The sequence below is a fragment of the Ruegeria sp. THAF33 genome (assembly GCF_009363615.1).
Lineage (GTDB): Bacteria > Pseudomonadota > Alphaproteobacteria > Rhodobacterales > Rhodobacteraceae > Ruegeria.
In genome coordinates, this window is sequence record NZ_CP045385.1 from 713,159 (window position 1) to 731,009 (window position 17,851).

Here is a 17,851-nt window from a genome sequence, read left to right on the forward strand (position 1 = left end):
TTTTGATACTGCTTGGTCTTTACCAGCAATACCAGAACAAAACACACTCGCATAGAGTAACCGGAAGCAAAGAATCTTAGGAGCAAAGCCATGTATGACTTGGCCGTGATGTGGGAGTGGATCGCCTTTTCCTTCCGCTGGCTGCATGTGATCACCGCGATGGCGTGGATTGGGGCGTCATTCTACTTTATCGCGCTGGACCTCATGCTCAAGCCGAACCCAGCCCTGCCGGACGGGGCCTACGGCGAAGAATGGGAAGTACATGGCGGCGGCTTCTACCACACCGTCAAATACCTGGTTGCGCCCTCGCGCATGCCCGAGCACCTGACCTGGCACAAATGGCAGAGTTACACGACCTGGCTGTCAGGTGCGGCGTTGCTCATGATCATATACTGGGTCGGGGGCGAGCTGTTCCTTCTGGATCCAACCAAAGTGGACCTGGCGCTGTGGCAGGGGATTCTGATTTCCGGCGGATCACTGACCATTGGTTGGCTGCTCTACGACCAGATGTGCAAATCCAAGCTGAGCGATCACCCGACCGTTCTGATGCTGCTTTTGTTCGTGATCCTGGTGATCATGTCCTGGGGTTACAACCAGATCTTCACCGGTCGTGCCGCGCTTTTGCATCTTGGCGCCTTCACTGCGACGATCATGACGGCCAACGTGTTCTTTCAGATCATGCCAAACCAACGGATCGTGGTCGAAGACCTCAAGGCCGGTCGGACACCTGATGCCAAATACGGCAAGATCGCCAAGGTACGATCCACGCACAACAACTATCTGACTTTGCCGGTCGTGTTCCTGATGTTGTCGAACCACTATCCGCTTGCTTTCGGCACCGAGTATTCCTGGATCATCGCCAGCCTGATCTTTCTGACGGGCGTCACCATCCGTCACTATTTCAACACGATGCACGCAACCGGGAAAGGCCCGCACTGGACCTGGGGCGTGACGGTTCTGCTAATGGTCGTGATCGCCTGGCTGTCTTCGGTGAGAAACACCGAGACATGGGAAGACGCCGAAGCGCGCGAGCTGACGCCATACGAGCAGAAATATGCGTCCGCCGCAGGCTTCGAAGATGCCTATGACACGGTCTTGGGCAATTGCTCGATGTGCCACGCCCGCGAGCCGGTGTACGGCACCATGAAATGGGCCCCGAAGAAAGTTTACCTTGAGACACCCGGCGATGTCGCCCGACATGCTGACCAGATCTATCTGCAAGCCGGGATCAGCCACGCAATGCCGCCACCATCGGCAGTGCAAATGGATGAAGAGGCGCGCCAAACCCTCATCGCATGGGTGCGTGAAGTCAGAAACCAATAGTCGCCTGCGTGCAAAACGATGACAGCGAACCGGGCCGTGATGCCCGGTTTTCTTTACGCGAAAAAGCGTTTGCTGTGCTGTGCGATATGTTCGACGAAAAGGCGCACCTTGGGATCTTGCAGCTTTTTGTGCGGATAAAGACACCCGAAAATCGTTGGCAAGGGGGGCGTCTCGGGCAGGACCTCGACCAGCCGCCCATCCTCGAGAAACTCCCGCACGTCAAAGCGCGGCTTGTTGACGATCCCACGACCGGCCAAAGCCCAGTCCGTCAGCACATCACCATCATCCGCGTCATATTTACCGCCAACTTCAAGCTTTCGCGGTCCCATGTCAGTGCGAAGGGTCCAATAGTATTCCGGAGACCTTGGATAACGCAGCAACAGGCAGTTATGGGGCATGTGCAACAAATCATCCGGTGTTTTGGGCGTCCCAAACCGCGACAGGTAATCGGGCGAAGCGCACAGAACACGATCACAATCCGCGAACTTCCGCAGTTTCATGGTTGAATCGCCGGGTTCACCAATGAAAAAGGCGATATCCAGACCGTCGGCCAGAATGTCCACCTTGCGATCAGACAGACGCATGCGAATCTCTGTTTCCGGGTAGCGGTCAGAAAATTCCGGCACCAGAGGCGCAACGATTCTGCGCCCGACACCCAAAGGCGCGGTGATGCGGATCGCCCCCCGAGGCGCATCGGAAAAGCTGGCGACACGCGCTTCGGCGTGATCAAGCGCCAGCAGGACCGCCTTGGCTTCATCGTAGAAAACCGTCCCCACTTCGGTTGGTGTCATCGACCGGGTGGTTCGGTTGAACAGCCGCACACCCAGATGGTTTTCAAGCTCTTTCAACCGTTTGCTGGCCACCGCCGGGGTCAGCCGAAGATCACGCCCGCCAGAGGTGATGCTGCCCAGCTCCATCACTCGGACAAAAACACGCAGACTTTCGATGTAAGACATTGGAACCTCCCAGCAGCGAAAGAATGCGGTATGGCCCCATCTTTTTCAACGATCTGTTGAAAGTATTTGCCATTTGCAGCGATTTTCCACCTCAATCTTTGATCCTATGGTTCCTCTGACCACCCTCCGGAAGGCAGGGGCAGAGGGAGAATTCCATGACGCATCGCACCCACATCCAATTTGTCCTCAATGGCAAGGATGTCGCCGTCCCAGACGTGTCGGCAGGTCAGACACTTCTTGATTTCCTGCGCCTGGAACGCCGGCTGACAGGAACGAAGGAAGGCTGCGCCGAAGGCGATTGCGGCGCGTGCACCGTGCTTGTCGGACGGCTTGGGCGCACGGGCCTGCGCTATACTCCGGTCAATGCCTGTATCCGGTTTCTTGCCTCTGTCGACGGCTGTCATGTCGTGACGGTTGAACATTTGTCCGGGCCTCAAGGCCGGCTGCACCCGGTTCAACAAGCCATGGTCGATCACCATGGCAGCCAGTGCGGGTTCTGCACACCGGGCTTCGTCATGGCCCTCTATGCGCTTTGGATGCAAACTCCGGAACCGACCGAATTACAGGTTGAAACCGCATTGCAGGGCAACCTGTGCCGCTGCACCGGGTATGAGCCGATCATCCGAGCGGCCATTGCCGTCAGCCGCTACGGCACCCCAGCATCTGATCATCTGAACACCGAACGCGAAACCATGACCGCGCGTCTGGCGGCCCTGAAGGACGGGCGGCGCGTGGTCTCCGGACCCGAAAACAACCTGAGCATTCTGCCATCCAGCGTCGATGATCTTGCCGAATGCCTGCAAGCATATCCAAACGCCACGATCGTGGCCGGAGCCACCGATGTGGGCCTGTGGGTGACCAAGTTCCTGCGCGACATTGGCCCCGCCATCTTCACCGGTCATCTCGAAGACTTGAAAACAGTCGAAAGACAGGGGTCTCTCCTCCTGATCGGCGCCGGCGCCAGCTACACCGACTGCCAGGACCTTCTGTCTGAACACCTGCCACACCTGTCCTCCTACTGGGATCGCATCGCAGGGTGGCAGGTGCGGAATATGGGAACCGTGGGTGGAAACATCGCCAACGGCTCACCCATCGGGGACACGCCGCCGGTTCTCATCGCGCTTGGCGCGGAAATCACTCTGCGGCGCGGTTCCGAACGCCGAACCCTGCCTCTGGCTGACTTCTTCATCGACTATGGCAAGCAGGACCGCCGGCCCGACGAATTCGTCGAAAGCATACACGTGCCCCTGCCCCGACCCGATGATCTGGATGCGGCTTACAAGATTTCCAAGCGCCGTGACGAGGATATTTCTTCCGTGGCCGCCGGACTGCACATGAGCGTCACAGACGGGATCATCAGCAATGTGCGCATCGCATTCGGGGGCATGGCCGCCACGCCCAAACGCGCATCGACAGCTGAGGCGGCGCTGAACGGCCAACCCTGGGCACGCGAAAGTTTCGAAGCCGCCGCTGAAGCGCTGGCCGAGGAATTCGCGCCTCTTACAGATTGGCGCGCATCGTCGGACTATCGGATGCTGACCGCCCAAAACCTGCTGCGCCGGTTCTTCCTTGAAAACGACCGCGAAACCGACACCCCCGTTCAACTGGCTTGTGCCTGATCAGGAGACGACAACATGAAAGACAACGTTTCCATCATTGGATCGACTCACACCAATGTAAACCATGACAGCGCGGTCAAGCATGTCACGGGCCAGGCCGATTACACGGATGACATTGCGCTGCCACAAGGCGCGCTGCACGCGTATCTCGGCGTTTCAGACGTCGCGCACGCCAGGCTTCTGGGTATCGATTTCAGCGACGTTCTGGCAATGCCCGGCGTGGTCGGCGTGCTGACCGCAGATGATGTGCCGGGGGCCAATGATATCAGCCCGACCCACCTGAACGACGAACCGGTTTTCCCGACCGACGCAATACAATTCCACGGCCAGCCGTTGTTTGCCGTGATTGCCGAGACCCGCGACATCGCGCGCCGCGCCGCTGAACGGGCAAAGATCGAATACGAAACCCTGCCCCACGTGCTGGATCCGATCACCGCGCAGAAAGCAGGATACCCGCATGTGACAGCGCCCCTCAAGCTGGAGCGGGGAGACGTGGCACCGGCTCAGGCGGCCGCGCCCAACCGGATCAAAGGCAGGATGAGCGTTGGCGGTCAGGATCACATGTACCTTGAAGGTCACATCGCCTTTGCGATTCCCGGCGAAGACGACGATGTGGTGGTGCATTGCTCGACCCAGCACCCGTCCGAGGCGCAGCACATGGTAGCGCATGTCCTTGGGGTGCCGTCCAATGCGGTCGTGGTCAACGTCCGTCGCATGGGTGGGGGGTTTGGCGGCAAGGAAAGCCAGATGAACCTGTTCTGCGCAGTGGCGGCCATGGCTGCCAAAAAGTGGAACCGCGCCGTCAAAATCCGCCCCGACCGGGATCAGGACATGACCGCAACCGGCAAACGCCACGACTTCGTGATCGACTATGATGTCGCCTTTGACGATGAAGGCCGCATTCAGGCGGTCGAAGGCAGCTTTGCCGCGCGCTGCGGCTTTTCGGCAGACCTGTCCGGCCCTGTGACCGACCGGGCGCTTTTTCACGCAGACAACGCCTATTTCTATCCGAATGTGCGTCTGAACAGTCGCCCGATGAAGACCAACACCGTATCGAATACCGCGTTTCGTGGGTTTGGCGGCCCGCAGGGCGTGATCGCGGCGGAACGGATGATCGAAGAAATCGCCTATGCCACGGGGCAGGACCCCTTGGATGTGCGCAAGGCCAATTTCTATGGCACCACGGACCGCAACGTGACCCCGTATCACCAGGAGGTCGAAGACTGCATTCTCGACCGGCTGGTCGGAGAGCTGGAAGAGACCTCGGAATACCGCCAGCGCCGTCAGGATATCATCGCGTTCAACAGGACATCGCCGGTTCTGAAAAAAGGCATCGCGCTGACACCGGTCAAGTTCGGCATTTCTTTCACCGCGACCTGGTACAATCAGGCCGGTGCGCTGGTGCATGTCTATAACGACGGCTCGATCCACCTGAATCACGGTGGCACCGAAATGGGCCAGGGTCTGAACACCAAGGTTGCGCAGGTCGTGGCCGAGGCTTTCCAAGTCGATTTCAACCGGATCAAGATCACCAAGACGACGACTGAAAAAGTTCCCAACACCTCGGCCACTGCGGCGTCCAGCGGGACCGACCTGAATGGCATGGCGGCGTTGAACGCGGTCGAACAGATCAAGGAACGTCTGGTGAAGTTCGCATCCGAGACCTGGAGCGTCTCGCCAGAGGAAGTGTCCTTCCACGCCAATCAGGTGCATATCGGCCAAGACGTCCTGGCCTTCGATGCATTCATCAAACAGGCCTATCTGGCACGTGTGCAACTGTCGGCGGCCGGGTTCTACAAGACGCCAAAAATCCACTGGGACCGGGCCAAAGGACAAGGCCGCCCGTTCTATTATTTTGCCTATGGCGCGTCCTGTTCAGAAGTCACGATTGACACACTGACCGGTGAATACCGCGTGGATCGGACGGATCTGCTGCACGACGTCGGACGTTCGCTGAACCCTGTGCTGGACAAAGGTCAGGTCGAAGGCGCATTCATTCAAGGTATGGGATGGCTGACCACTGAAGAGCTTTGGTGGGACGATGCCGGCCGCCTGCGCACCCATGCCCCGTCGACATACAAGATCCCGCTGGCGTCAGACCGCCCGCGCATCTTCAACGTGAACCTTGCCGATTGGTCGGAAAACCGCGAGCTGACCATCAAACGCTCCAAGGCCGTCGGCGAGCCGCCGTTCATGCTGGGAATTTCGGTGTTCGAGGCCCTGTCGATGGCCGTGGCCTCGGTCGCTGATTACCGGGAATGCCCCCGCCTTGACGCGCCGGCCACGCCCGAACGTGTGCTGATGGCAGTCGCGCGGCTGCAAGCCGGGTCCTGAGCCATGGTTGCCCCGGGTTCTCTGAGCGAATTTCTGTCCGCGCAGCATTGCGTGATCCGCGTTGCGTTGACGCGTGTCCGCGGGTCTTCGCCGCGCAATGAGGGGACAGAAATGTTCGTCGCGCCCGGGGCGTTGTGGGGAACCATAGGCGGTGGACAATTGGAATTCCTCGCCATCAACGCGGCGCGGGACATGCTGCGTGACGGTGCGTTGCATCAGGATCTGGACGTGCCACTTGGCCCCGAGATCGGGCAATGCTGCGGCGGCCGGGTCGAACTGAACCTGTCCCGTATGCGCGCGTCCGACAAATGGGCCGCGACGGAACGCGCGGCCCGGAACGAAGATGCTTTGCCTCATGTCTATGTCATGGGCGCGGGCCACGTGGGGCGTGCCCTGGCCAATCAGTTTCAGCATCTGCCGGTGCGCTGCATCCTCGTCGATACCAGACCCGAAGAGATCGCGCTTTGCGCCGCAGATGTCGAAACCCGGGTCAGCGCGATTCCCGAAGCCGAAATCTGGCGCGCGCCCGCAGGCAGCGCCTTTGTCGTTCTGACCCATGATCACGGGCTGGATTTCCTGCTGACGACCGCCGCGCTGGAACGAAAGGATGCCGCTTATGTGGGGATGATCGGTTCCGCCACAAAGCGGGTAAAGCTCAGGAACTGGGCGCAGAAACACTGTGACGGACAGTCCATCGAACATTTGAAATGCCCCATCGGGGCTAGCGGTAGCCGCGACAAGCGGCCCAGCGTCATCGCCGCCTTCGTGGCGGCCGAGGTGATGGCTGAATTGACCTCTGAAACTGCCGCGACCGCCCTGACCGGGGCAAACCAGGCACCCCTGCGGGGCCACCATCACGACCGGAAAGGGAGATCGGCCTGACACCTGTCGGGCCAAACCGGTCACATCAGAGGAGGAGACCGTCATGGACGGGAGGACCTATGAATACAAGCTGTTTACCCGCAGCGATTTCAGCGCTTTCTGGGCGCTGTTTACCGACAACCTTGTCAACCTGCTGATCCTGTCCGGGGTCTGCCAATTCGTGTTTCAAATGCCTGCGGACATCGTCTTTGGCCGCATCGTTCCCGGCGCCGCCATCGCGATTTTGGCCGGTGTCGCTGTCTACACTTACCTCGCCAAATGGGCGGCAAACGCGCAGGGCAAAGACGTAACCGCGTTGCCCTACGGCATCTCGACGCCGGTTATGTTCGTCTACCTGTTCGGGGTGATCGGACCCATCTACTGGGCGACAAATGATCCAATGCTTGCCTGGCAAGTGGGTATCGGCGCCGGGTTCATGGGCGGCATCGTCGCGGCTCTGGGTGCCGTGGTTGGGCCGTATCTCAAGCGGATCACGCCACGCGCGGGGATGCTGGGGACGCTGTGCGGCATTGCCCTGGTCTTCATCGGCTCTGTGCCGCTGGCCGAAGTGTTCGAGAACCCCATCATCGGCTTTACGTCGCTGCTGTTCATCCTCTGGGGGTTGATCGGCCGTTTCCGCCTGCCGGGCAATGTTCCGGCCGGCCTTGTCGCGATTGCTGCCGGTACCGTGATCGCCCTTCTACTTGGCGAGTCCAAAATTGATGTCAGCGGCATCAGGTTCTACCCACCGATCCCCTATTTCGGTGATCTGATCGCCGGTGTGCAATACCTGTTCGCCAACCCTGAGCTGTTCCTGGTGCTGATCCCCGTGCAAATCTACAACTTCATCGAAACGATGAACAACGTGGAATCCGCCGAAGCGGCAGGCGACCATTACCCTGTCGGGCTCTGCCAGGTGACGGACGGCGCGGGCACGATGCTGGGCGCTCTGTTTGGTTCGCCATTCCCGACAACCGTTTACATCGGCCATCCGGCCTATAAACGGCTGGATGCCCATGCGGGGTATATTGTCGGTGTGGCCTTTGTAATTGCCGCCGCCGCCTTTCTGGGGTTCCTGTCCTTCCTCGCGGGGCTGATCCCGATCGCCGCAGCCGCACCGGTACTGGTCTTTGTATCAGTCAGCCTGATCACCAACACGGCCTGGGCTGTAAAACCGATGCACATGGCTGCGGTATCCTTTGCGATCCTGCCCCATATCTCCGCCTTCCTGATGGTCAAATGGGGATCTTTGATGAACGCGCTGCGCAGCAGCGGTGTCGAAGGGCTGCCATCCTTGGGAGATCCCAATCTGACCTCGGCCCTTCTGATGGAAGGGGCTCATTACGAGGGGCACCTTGCCCTGAGCCAGGGGGCGATCATCACCGGTCTGGTCTGGGGTGCCATCGTGGCCGATGTGATTGACGGGCGCTTTCGGATGGCCGGCGCGTTTGCTGTCGCAGGTGGGCTGATGTCTTCGATCGGCATCATCCATTCCTACACGCTACAGATGCCTCAGTTCGACGGGATAACCATCGGATATCTGATCATCGGTGCGTTCCTGTACGTCTACCCGGTGTTCGCCTCCAAAGAGGATCTTGAGCATCGTATCATCGTACCGGACGAGCCCGACCTCATCGATGACGACTCACCCGCTCAACAGGCCTGATCGGCAACGGGGCAGTCGCATGGCTGCCCCAAAAACCATCCCTTCCCGTTCAATCGCGGCCGTTCAAGAGGCAGAGTTTGTCCTACGGTCGCTTGTTGATCTTTCTCTCGCCTATCTCCGAGCAGGGCATTTGGTTCGCACAGGTCTTGCAGAGGATCGCCCTTGTGAACCACGCATCTGCGCCGCCTGGGCATCTTCCAACACGAACACGGGCGCCGCATCGGCTGGGTCACACAAAATAGACGACCACAGGTGATGTGCGCGGGGTCAAGACCCTCACCCGCAAGCCCCGCAATCGACCAGGCGTGACGAATTTTGTCGTTTGCAGGCTTTTGTGTCGCTTTCCGGCTTGTTGCGGCATGCTGGTATGAACAAGAATACCTGCTGATGAACAATTGTTTTCCAAATCCCATGGACCGCCGTGCCACCGGCTGTGACCTTGTGATCCCAGCCTGATCTCAGGGCCTCTGGCCCTTACGCATCACGCTGTGACTACGGATTTTTCGGATAACCTCATGACAACTCAAGCGCTGCGCCTGGCCATCGATATTGGCGGCACGTTCACGGATACGGTTCTTGTCTCTGGCGAAGAGACGATACTTGCCTCGACCAAAACCCTGACCACACATCACAACCCCGCCGACGGAGCCATGCAAGGCGCAGCGCGCGTAATGCAACAGACAGGGCACCGTCTGAGCGAAGTCACCGGTTTCATTCACGGCACCACGCTGGCCACCAACGCGCTGATCGAAAAACGCGGCGCGGTCGTGGCAACCGTGACCACCGAAGGGTTCAGGGACATTCTGGAAATCGCCTACGAGCGGCGCTATTCGCAATACGACATCAATCTGGACAATCCTGATCTGCTGGTGCCGCGTGAGCGCGCGCTGACGGTTCGCGAGCGCGTTTCGGCGGATGGCAAGGTATTGATACCGCTGGAAGACACAGCCATCGACGCGTTGTTGAAGGACATCGACGCCAGCGGAGCGGAAGCCGTCGCCATCTGCCTGATGCACGCATATGCAAACCCCGAGCACGAGCGCAGGCTGCGCGACATGCTGGCGGACAGGCGCCCCGATCTGACCGTCTCGATTTCGTCGGACGTCAGCCCCGAAGCGCGCGAATTCGACCGGCTGTGCACGACAGTCGCCAACGCCTATATCCAGCCTCTGATGGCAACGTATCTGGCCCGGTTTGTCCAGCAATTCGAGGCTCAGGGCGTCACCTGTCCGATCTTGATGATGACAGCGGGTGGTGGAATGTGCACCATGCGAACCGCCGCGCGGTTTCCGATCCGGCTGGTGGAATCCGGCCCTGCCGGCGGTGCCATTCTGGCCGCCCGCGTCGCCGCCCGCGCCGGTCTGGGCCAGGTATTGTCCTTTGACGTCGGCGGCACCACCGCCAAACTGTGCCTGATCGACAACGCCCGTCCTCAGACCTCGCGCCAGTTCGAGATTGCCCGCGCCGCACGGTTTATCAAAGGGTCCGGAATGCCGGTACGTATACCGGTCATCGAAATGATCGAGATCGGCGCCGGAGGCGGTTCGATTGCCGGGGTTGACCGGTTGGGGCGGCTGACCGTGGGGCCAAAATCAGCGGGATCCGAGCCCGGCCCCGTCGCCTTCATGCGCGGCGGAACCGAACCCACGGTGACTGACAGTGATATTGCACTGGGATATATCGTACCCGACACGTTTGCCGAGGGGCATATTCAGCTTGATCCAGAAGCGTCGAAACGGGCGCTGAGCCGGGTGATCGGGTCAAAGCTGGATCTGGATGCCGTAGGCGCCGCCGATGGCGTCAGCCGTATCGTCGACGAAAGCATGGCCAGCGCGGGTCGGATGCATGCGGTGGAATCCGGCAAGGACCTTGGCCCACGAACAATGATAGCGTTTGGGGGCAACGGGCCATTGCACGCCAGCCGGGTCGCGCGATCCGCCGGGGTCAGCCGCATCGTGATCCCGCCCGATCCCGGTGTCGGATCGGCCGTCGGCTTCCTGTTCGCGCCGGTGTCTTTCGAGATCGTCCGCTCGCGTTATACGTTGCTGGGCAGCATGGACATGAACGGGATCAACACGCTGTTCGAAGCCATGATTTCCGAGGCAAGAGAAGTTGTCTTCCAAGGGGTCGGCGATGTCCCGACCCAGACGCTGCGCACTGCCTTCATGCGCTACAACGGACAAGGGCACGAGATCGAGATCACCCTTCCCGACCGCCCCCTGACCGCCGAAGATATCGTGCTGCTGACCGCTGCTTTCGAACAGGAATACCGCAAGCAATTCTCGCGTCCGGTACCAGGAATGCAGATCGAGATTCTCAATTGGGCGGTGCGTGTCGCGACCTGTGACAGTGGCGTGCCGGCGGTTCCTGAAACGCCCCGGTTGAAGACAATCTCGGCGCCGGAAACCCGTCCGATCACCTGTGACGTGGACGGAGTATCGAAACCAGCGGCCTTCGTTGCCCGAGCGGATCTGAAGCCCGGCGACCACCTTCACGGCCCCGCATTGATCACCGAACCGCAGACAACCACGCTCGTATCCGCCGACTTCTCGGCGCATGTGGATGCCATGGGAAACCTCGTCCTTGTACAGGACCAGAAAGGAGGCGCATGATGTCGTCCGATCTTTCACACGATCTTTCGCCCGCCCGATTGCAGGTGATGTGGAATCGTCTGCTGGCCGTGGTAGAAGAACAGGGCCAAACCCTGATCCGTGCCGCCTTCAGCCCGATTGTACGCGAATGCGGTGACATCTCTGCCGGGATATTTGACGCCGATGGCCGGATGCTGGCGCAGGCCGTGACCGGCACGCCGGGGCACATCAACACCATGGCCGAGGCGGTGCAGCACCTACGCCGGGCTTTCCCGGTTCAGACCATGAAGCCGGGCGACATCTACATGACGAACGACCCATGGCTTGCCTCGGGGCACCTGAACGATTTTCTGCTGATGATGCCCGCATTCAAGGATGGCAAGGTGGTGGGCTTTACCTCCTGCACCTCGCATCTTGTTGATCTGGGTGGGTTGGGCATGGGCCCCGAAGGTTCCGACATCTATGACGAGGGCCTGCTGATCCCGCCCTGCAAGCTGGTTGAAGAGGGCACTCCCAACGCTTTGCTGCTGGACATCATCCGCGCCAACAGCCGCGAACCCATCGCCAATGATGGCGACATCTATGCACTGATCGCCTGTTGCGAAGCCGGGGTTGCAAGGCTGCTGTCGATGATGGAGGAATTTGGCCTCGACGATCTAGGGACGCTCGGCTCGTACATCATCGACACGTCGCGCCGCGGCACGCTGGAGGCCATCGCCGACGTGCCCGAAGGTGTCTACAAGAATGTTCTGAAGATGGACGGCTATGAGAATGAGCTGGAGCTGCACGCGACCCTGACCGTAAGAAAGAACGGCATGCATGTGGATTTCTCGGGCACCTCGGGCTGTTCGCGCAAGGGCATCAACGTGCCGCTGAACTATGCCACCGCCTATACGGTGTTTGCCTTGCGCTGCATTGTCGGCGCGGACATTCCCAACAATGCGGGATCGCTGGAGCCGTTTACCGTTGACGGGCCAAAGGGCTGCATCCTGAACGCGCAGCGCCCGGTGCCGGTTGCGATGCGGCATACCCTGGGTCAGGTCACGCCCGATCTGGTTCTGGGCTGCCTGCATCAGGCCCTGCCCGATGCGGTCCCGGCCGAAGGCGCAAGTTGCATGTTCGACCTGCCCATGCGCCACGCGCCCGAAGTGGCCCGTGATGGCGGTCGCGAATTCGCGGTGGAACCCGTGCACAATGGCGGAACCGGCGCGCGACCTCATGCCGATGGTCTGTCGGCCACGGCCTATCCGTCCGGGGTGTTCGGCAGTCAGGTCGAGATCACCGAAAGCGTCGCACCCGTGACGATCTGGCGGCGCGAACTGCGCCCAGATTCCGGCGGCGCGGGCAAGTATCGCGGCGGGCTGGGGCAGCGGATCGAGATGACCTCGTCCAACGGGGCGCCCTTTATCGTTTTCCTGTCGGTCGAACGGCTGAAATACCCGGCGCTTGGCCGTATGGGCGGCAGACCCGGCGCGCCCGGTCGCATCCGTTTCAGGGACGGTGCAAACGATATTCCGGGCAAAGGAGAATTGCGGGTGGAACACGGTGATTACCTGATCTTCGATACACCGGGCGGCGGCGGCTTTGGCGACCCTGCCGAACGCGACCCGGATGCGCTGGCACTGGACATCAAACGCGGGTTGGTAAGTGCGCAAGGCGCCAGGATTTACGGGGGTGACGCATGATCCGACCGGTTCCTTACGTTGGCGCCATGGGCGCTTATGCGCTGGCTGATCCGAACGGCGCAGGCACGATTTCACTGGCGCAGAACGAAAGCGCCTTTCCCGCAAGCCCCGCCGCCGTTGCGGCCGGGCAGGCAGCGCTGGCGGATCTGGCCCTTTATCCAGATCCGGAATGGGCCGAAATGCGCTCGGCCATTGCCGAGGTGCACAGGCTCGACCCCGCGCGCATTTTATGTGGGGCGGGCTCGATGGAACTGATTGGCTGTCTGATCCGCGCCTTTGCCGGACCGGGCGATCAGGTGCTGGGCACACAATATGGCTATGCCTTTGTCGCCTCGGCCACAGCACAGGCACAGGCCGAATATGTGGCAGCGCCCGAGGTCAATTTGACCGTATCGGTGGACGCGCTGCTGGCCGCTGTCACACCTGCCACCCGCATCGTGTTCGTCTGCAATCCGGGCAACCCCACCGGCACGCTGATCCCGAATGACGAAATTGTCCGCCTGCGTTCGGATCTGCCTGGCGATACATTGCTGGTGGTGGACCAGGCCTATGCGGAATTTGCCGATGCCACGAACGATCCCGCGCAGATCTTTGCGCTGGTGGATCGGGGCGACACCGTGATCACGCGTACATGTTCCAAGGCCTACGGGCTGGCGGGGGCGCGGGCCGGCTGGGGCTGTTTCCCAAGCGAAATCTCGGGTGAGGTCCGCAAGCTTTTGAATCCCAACAATATCTCGATTGCCTCGCAGGCAGCGGCGGCGGCGGCGATGCGGGATCAGGCCCATATGCGCAACGTGGTCGCACGGACAGCCGAAATTCGGGACCGGTTTGCGCAGGAATGCCGCGAACTGGGCCTGAGCGTGCCGGAAAGCCACACAAATTTCGTGCTGATCCGCTTTGCCTCAACCGCGCAGGCACAGCGCGCCGACACGGCCCTGCGGGCTGAGCGCCTGATGATGCGCGGCATGGGCGGCTATGGTTTGTCGGACTGTTTGCGCGCCACGATCTGTGCGCCCGAGGTGATGGACAAGGCCCGCGACATCTTGAAAGGAGCGCTGACATGACCGAGACCCGCACAGCCGCCAAGATCGGGGTTCTGGTGCCCTTCACCAACACCAATCTGGAACCGGATATGGAGATGCTGCGACCGCCAAACACCACCATCCATTTCCAGCGCATGGGCGGCTATGACGTGAATGAAATTCCCGGCTCGGATCAAATGGCAGGTTTGGGCGCTTCGGATATCAGCCACGATCTGCGGATGATCTCGGGGGTGCGGCCCGATGTGGTGCTGTACGGCTGCACCTCGGCCACCCTGACCCATGGGCCGTCTTTCGACGCTGAGCTGGCGCAACAGATCAAATCGGAATCCGGTGCGCTGTCGCTGACCGCGGCCGGATCATTGATCGCCGCAATCAAGGCACTGGGGGCCACGAAGGTCGGCTTTTCCTCGCCCTATCTGGGCGAAATAAACGCTCAGGCGATGGATTTCATGGCCCAGAACGGAATCGAGACCGTTCGATGCGCCGATGTGGGCCGAAAGCTGGGTAATTACGGTCAGGGAGAGCTGACCCCGGACGACGTCTATGAACTGGCCTGTCAGGCCGATCACCCGCAGGCACAGGCCATAATTCTCAGCTGCACCGACATGCGTTCGGTCGAGGCGATCGACCGGATTGAAGCAACGCTGGGCAAGCCGGTCGTCACCTCAAATCAGGCGATGATGTTCTGCCTTATGCGGGCGCTGAACCTGCCGCGTCATGACGCGCTGCCGGGGCGATTGTTCGACCTGCTCTGACCGGATCAGGGCGCAAGGCGACAATGTATAAAAGACAGCTCACCTCGAACGGGTCTTGGATCACCCAGACTTGCTCCCAGCTCCAATTCAACCTGTGCAGCGGGCGGCAGGGCCTGCATCATCGCCGCCATCAGGATCAAGGGTGCGGATTTGCCGGTCGGAACGCGTTTCAACGGCAGCTTCGGCAGATTTTACGTCTGGTCGGCGGGGGCGTAGATCAACGCGCCAAGGTCCGAGAATTTCGAGCCCGGCGCGCCCAACCCCAGAACCGCATCACGAATGGCGGCAGCACGGGATGCACCCATTGATGGTGTCGCAAATTCCATGAATTTGTCGATCACTTCGGTCTCATCCATTGGCGCCTCGGGTCCGCCGCGTGCATGTACGTCGCCCGACTCGAGTATCCGCCCGTCGGTCAGAGTGATGCTGACATCGGCGAACCGGCTTTCGGGGAAACGGTCGGAATGGCGTGCGGCCTCTGAAACCGAGATACGCTCGACGATCGAGGCGACTAGCGGGTCGGCCAGGCCCGCACCGGTGATGTTCTCAACTCCGATCCGGCCATGCGCAACCATTGTTGCGACGGCAAATGGCAGCGAATACTGCGCCTTGGACGTATCATCCGGCATGCCCTGGAAAAGGCAGGCGCTTTCCCGAAACGTGTTTACATGAATCGCGGCAATATCGCGGTAAGTCAGGTCGTTTTCACGCATGAGTGCACGGGTGGCATCAATTGCGGCGTGGGCCCAACGGCAGATCGGGTAGGGTTTGACATATTGATGCTCCATTTGCCAGAAATCGCCCAGATCTTGCCAATGGGGGGCAACGTCTGCCGCTTCGATGGTGATGGCCGGTGCCCCGGTAAAGCCTTTCTCGGCCAATACCGCTGAAGAAATGCCAACCAACGCGCCCCAGCCCGAACCGTCATGTAGCATAGTGGGATTGGCGATCTCGCGCATCATCTGGCTGCGCGGGCCGTGATATTCGGCAATCCCCATGGCCTGCCGCATCTGTTCGGCCGTCAAACCGCGCAAGCGCGCCGCCACAGCCACCACGCCAAGCGCGTTCCAAGCTCCGGATGTGTGATAATCGCTGACGGTGTCATGCAACGAAATGCCCGCGCGTCCCGCGACCTCGTATCCAACGATCACCGCCGCCAGCGCTTCGGGGCCTGAAAAATCTTGAATGGTTTCAGCCAGTGCCGCCAGTGCGGGAACGACGACAACCCCGATGTGGCCTTTGGTCGGATTGTATCCATCATGGCCGTCCAGATTGTCGGTCTGTGTGGCCGCTGCATAGGCCGCACCCGCGACGCTGACGCGACGACCGTCGAAAAGCATGCGCGCGCTCAGCCCCGGATCGCCCGCGCCAAACAGCGCTACCGCACTCTCGCGTGCAATCTGTCCGGCCTGCATCGGCCCCGATCCTATGGTGATCCCCAGCGTATCCAGCAGCATCAACGCTGCTGCCTTGCGTGCGGTGTCGGGAAAATCCTGCGCGGCACGATTCAGCGCAAAATCTGCAACGGTCTGAAAGGTATCTGTCACGGTGTCCAGTCGAGGTTTTTCTTTCGGGTTCCGGTTACAAGAAAAAGCCTATGTGAGTTTGCGCATAGCGGCACGAAAACAATCATGGGGCAATGGCCCCGGATTATTTGTGACTAGGACCAGATCACATTTCGAGGCAGAACCATACGTGTGAGTCGCTTATGGGCAAGACAGCAAGCCCTGGGCTTATTAATTCTTTGCGATGTGCCTTGCCTGAGAAACGTCCGTCATGATGAATCTTCCACACCTGACCTTTCTTCGCTCGTTCGAAGCGGCGGCACGGCACCTGAGCTTTACCGCTGCTGCCGAAGAGCTGAACTGCACCCAATCTGCCGTCAGCAATCATGTCCGCTCGTTGGAAGAGTTTTTGCAGCGCCCCCTGTTCGTGCGCCATCCCCGTTCCCTGTCGCTGACAGATGTGGGCGAGGCCTATCTGCCGTCAGTGCGCCATGCCCTCCAGGAAATCAACGCTGCCACGCAATCGGTCATCGTGCGGTCGCATACCCGCAAAGTGGTGGTTTCTTGCCCGGTCAGTCTGGCCGAGAACTGGTTGCCGGATGTGATCCGTGGTTTCAACGCGGTGCATCCCGATATTGATCTGACGGTTCATGGCACTGTCTGGACTGATGTCGAACCAAATGTTTCGGACATCTCGCTGACAATCAATCATGTCGACGATGTGTCGCCGGACGCCCAACGTTTGTGGGTCGAAAAGCTGGCCTTGGTCTGTGCGCCCGGCTTTCTGGTCGATGGCGCGCCGCTGACCGACCCCAAGCAATTGCAGAATGCACCGCTGATCCATATCCTGGGCCGCCCCTCCTATTGGGAGCACGCGGCGCGGCATTTCGGGTTGTCCGATCTGAGCCAGAAGGGTGGGTTGCGGACGAATGTCTCGAATCTGGCGATGGAAATGGCCGCCAAGTCACTGGGATGCGTCGCCCTGCCCCGGTCGCTGGCCCGGTCCTATGTCGAGCGGGGGCTGCTGATCGAGCCTTTCCGGTTTGATCTGAACAGTCCCTGGACCTATTTCGTGCGTCTCAAGGAAAAACCCGTTTCACCACCGGTCCGGCTGTTTCGGAACTGGCTGTTGCAAGCCGCCGCTGAAATGGACAGCTGATCGACCGGTCATTTGCCGGGGCATGTCACGCGGCCCCTATTTTCTTTTGCCAGCCAGTTTGTTGGTGGCGAGAACGCGCAATCACTTCCGCGCGTCATCAATACCCAAGGCAGGGGCTCTTCCAGCCATCAACAGCACCTTCTGTACAACCGAGTTTCGACGCCAACCGGTTTTTCCTGGTCCTCGGGTCAACTGAACAAAGCGGTCATAATAGCGATTTCGAAGGGTTTTGCACCATCTGCGCTTCTATTGCCTCAATATCCGCAAGAATCTATGGGATGCATCACGCAACTGCTGACGGCCATTGAAACCGGCGTCAGTTTCTTTGATTGTGCCCACGCCGTCCGTGGTAAT

12 protein-coding genes are annotated in these 17,851 nt (G+C 60.2%); 10 read left to right on the forward strand and 2 right to left on the reverse strand.

The features are described 5' to 3' along the window. Positions 1–90: 90 nt before the first annotated feature. The gene (locus FIU92_RS20405; protein ID WP_152460539.1) at positions 91–1,323 is read left to right on the forward strand and encodes a urate hydroxylase PuuD; all 1,233 of its coding nucleotides are present in this window, start codon (positions 91–93) and stop codon (positions 1,321–1,323) included. A 53-nt stretch (positions 1,324–1,376) separates the two neighbouring features. On the opposite strand, the gene FIU92_RS20410 is transcribed toward FIU92_RS20405, so the two are convergent. Continuing rightward, positions 1,377–2,279, reverse strand: a complete 903-nt coding sequence (locus FIU92_RS20410) for a LysR family transcriptional regulator (RefSeq protein WP_152460540.1) — start codon at positions 2,277–2,279, stop codon at positions 1,377–1,379. Between the two features lie 155 nt (positions 2,280–2,434). Between FIU92_RS20410 and xdhA the strand changes: the two genes are divergently transcribed. The 8 genes from xdhA to FIU92_RS20450 all read left to right on the forward strand — a co-directional run bounded on the left by xdhA (position 2,435) and on the right by FIU92_RS20450 (position 14,833). Next, on the forward strand, positions 2,435–3,898 hold the full coding sequence (gene xdhA, locus FIU92_RS20415) for a xanthine dehydrogenase small subunit (RefSeq protein ID WP_152460541.1): 1,464 nt from the start codon (positions 2,435–2,437) through the stop codon (positions 3,896–3,898). A gap of 15 nt (positions 3,899–3,913) precedes the next feature. After that, the gene (gene xdhB, locus FIU92_RS20420; RefSeq protein ID WP_152460542.1) at positions 3,914–6,232 is read left to right on the forward strand and encodes a xanthine dehydrogenase molybdopterin binding subunit; all 2,319 of its coding nucleotides are present in this window, start codon (positions 3,914–3,916) and stop codon (positions 6,230–6,232) included. 3 nt (positions 6,233–6,235) lie between these two features. Beyond that, a complete protein-coding gene (gene xdhC / locus FIU92_RS20425; protein ID WP_152460543.1) occupies positions 6,236–7,114 on the forward strand; it encodes a xanthine dehydrogenase accessory protein XdhC in 879 nt (292 codons plus the stop codon). Positions 7,115–7,157: 43 nt separating this feature from the next. Beyond that, positions 7,158–8,759, forward strand: coding sequence for a xanthine/uracil/vitamin C permease (locus FIU92_RS20430; RefSeq protein WP_152460544.1), 1,602 nt, complete (start codon positions 7,158–7,160; stop codon positions 8,757–8,759). Between the two features lie 515 nt (positions 8,760–9,274). Then, positions 9,275–11,371: a hydantoinase/oxoprolinase family protein gene (locus FIU92_RS20435; protein WP_152460545.1), complete on the forward strand. Its 2,097-nt coding sequence runs from the start codon at positions 9,275–9,277 to the stop codon at positions 11,369–11,371. Then, complete coding sequence (locus tag FIU92_RS20440; protein WP_152460546.1) at positions 11,371–13,035, forward strand: hydantoinase B/oxoprolinase family protein; 1,665 nt, start codon at positions 11,371–11,373, stop codon at positions 13,033–13,035. The genes FIU92_RS20435 and FIU92_RS20440 overlap by 1 nt, the downstream gene beginning before the upstream one ends. Continuing rightward, positions 13,032–14,099, forward strand: a complete 1,068-nt coding sequence (locus FIU92_RS20445; protein WP_152460547.1) for a histidinol-phosphate transaminase — start codon at positions 13,032–13,034, stop codon at positions 14,097–14,099. The genes FIU92_RS20440 and FIU92_RS20445 overlap by 4 nt, the downstream gene beginning before the upstream one ends. Then, a complete protein-coding gene (locus tag FIU92_RS20450; RefSeq protein WP_152460548.1) occupies positions 14,096–14,833 on the forward strand; it encodes an Asp/Glu racemase in 738 nt (245 codons plus the stop codon). The genes FIU92_RS20445 and FIU92_RS20450 overlap by 4 nt, the downstream gene beginning before the upstream one ends. 191 nt (positions 14,834–15,024) lie before the next feature. Here the strand turns inward: FIU92_RS20450 and FIU92_RS20455 are convergent, their stop codons facing one another. Further along, positions 15,025–16,380, reverse strand: a complete 1,356-nt coding sequence (locus FIU92_RS20455) for an MmgE/PrpD family protein (protein WP_152460549.1) — start codon at positions 16,378–16,380, stop codon at positions 15,025–15,027. A gap of 229 nt (positions 16,381–16,609) precedes the next feature. Here FIU92_RS20455 and FIU92_RS20460 point away from each other — a divergent pair, with 229 nt between their 5' ends. Next, positions 16,610–17,497: a LysR substrate-binding domain-containing protein gene (locus FIU92_RS20460; RefSeq protein WP_152460550.1), complete on the forward strand. Its 888-nt coding sequence runs from the start codon at positions 16,610–16,612 to the stop codon at positions 17,495–17,497. Positions 17,498–17,851: the final 354 nt, after the last annotated feature.

Excerpts from the sequence above, each read along its gene's own strand:
- FIU92_RS20440 (WP_152460546.1), top strand. The coding sequence starts at position 11,371 with ATGTCGTCCGATCTTTCACACGATCTTTCGCCCGCCCGATTGCAGGTG.
- xdhB (WP_152460542.1), top strand. The coding sequence starts at position 3,914 with ATGAAAGACAACGTTTCCATCATTGGATCGACTCACACCAATGTAAAC.
- FIU92_RS20435 (WP_152460545.1), top strand. The coding sequence starts at position 9,275 with ATGACAACTCAAGCGCTGCGCCTGGCCATCGATATTGGCGGCACGTTC.
- FIU92_RS20430 (WP_152460544.1), top strand. The coding sequence starts at position 7,158 with ATGGACGGGAGGACCTATGAATACAAGCTGTTTACCCGCAGCGATTTC.
- FIU92_RS20460 (WP_152460550.1), top strand. The coding sequence starts at position 16,610 with ATGATGAATCTTCCACACCTGACCTTTCTTCGCTCGTTCGAAGCGGCG.
- FIU92_RS20405 (WP_152460539.1), top strand. The coding sequence starts at position 91 with ATGTATGACTTGGCCGTGATGTGGGAGTGGATCGCCTTTTCCTTCCGC.
- xdhC (WP_152460543.1), top strand. The coding sequence starts at position 6,236 with ATGGTTGCCCCGGGTTCTCTGAGCGAATTTCTGTCCGCGCAGCATTGC.
- FIU92_RS20410 (WP_152460540.1), bottom strand. The coding sequence starts at position 2,279 with ATGTCTTACATCGAAAGTCTGCGTGTTTTTGTCCGAGTGATGGAGCTG.
- FIU92_RS20445 (WP_152460547.1), top strand. The coding sequence starts at position 13,032 with ATGATCCGACCGGTTCCTTACGTTGGCGCCATGGGCGCTTATGCGCTG.
- xdhA (WP_152460541.1), top strand. The coding sequence starts at position 2,435 with ATGACGCATCGCACCCACATCCAATTTGTCCTCAATGGCAAGGATGTC.
- FIU92_RS20450 (WP_152460548.1), top strand. The coding sequence starts at position 14,096 with ATGACCGAGACCCGCACAGCCGCCAAGATCGGGGTTCTGGTGCCCTTC.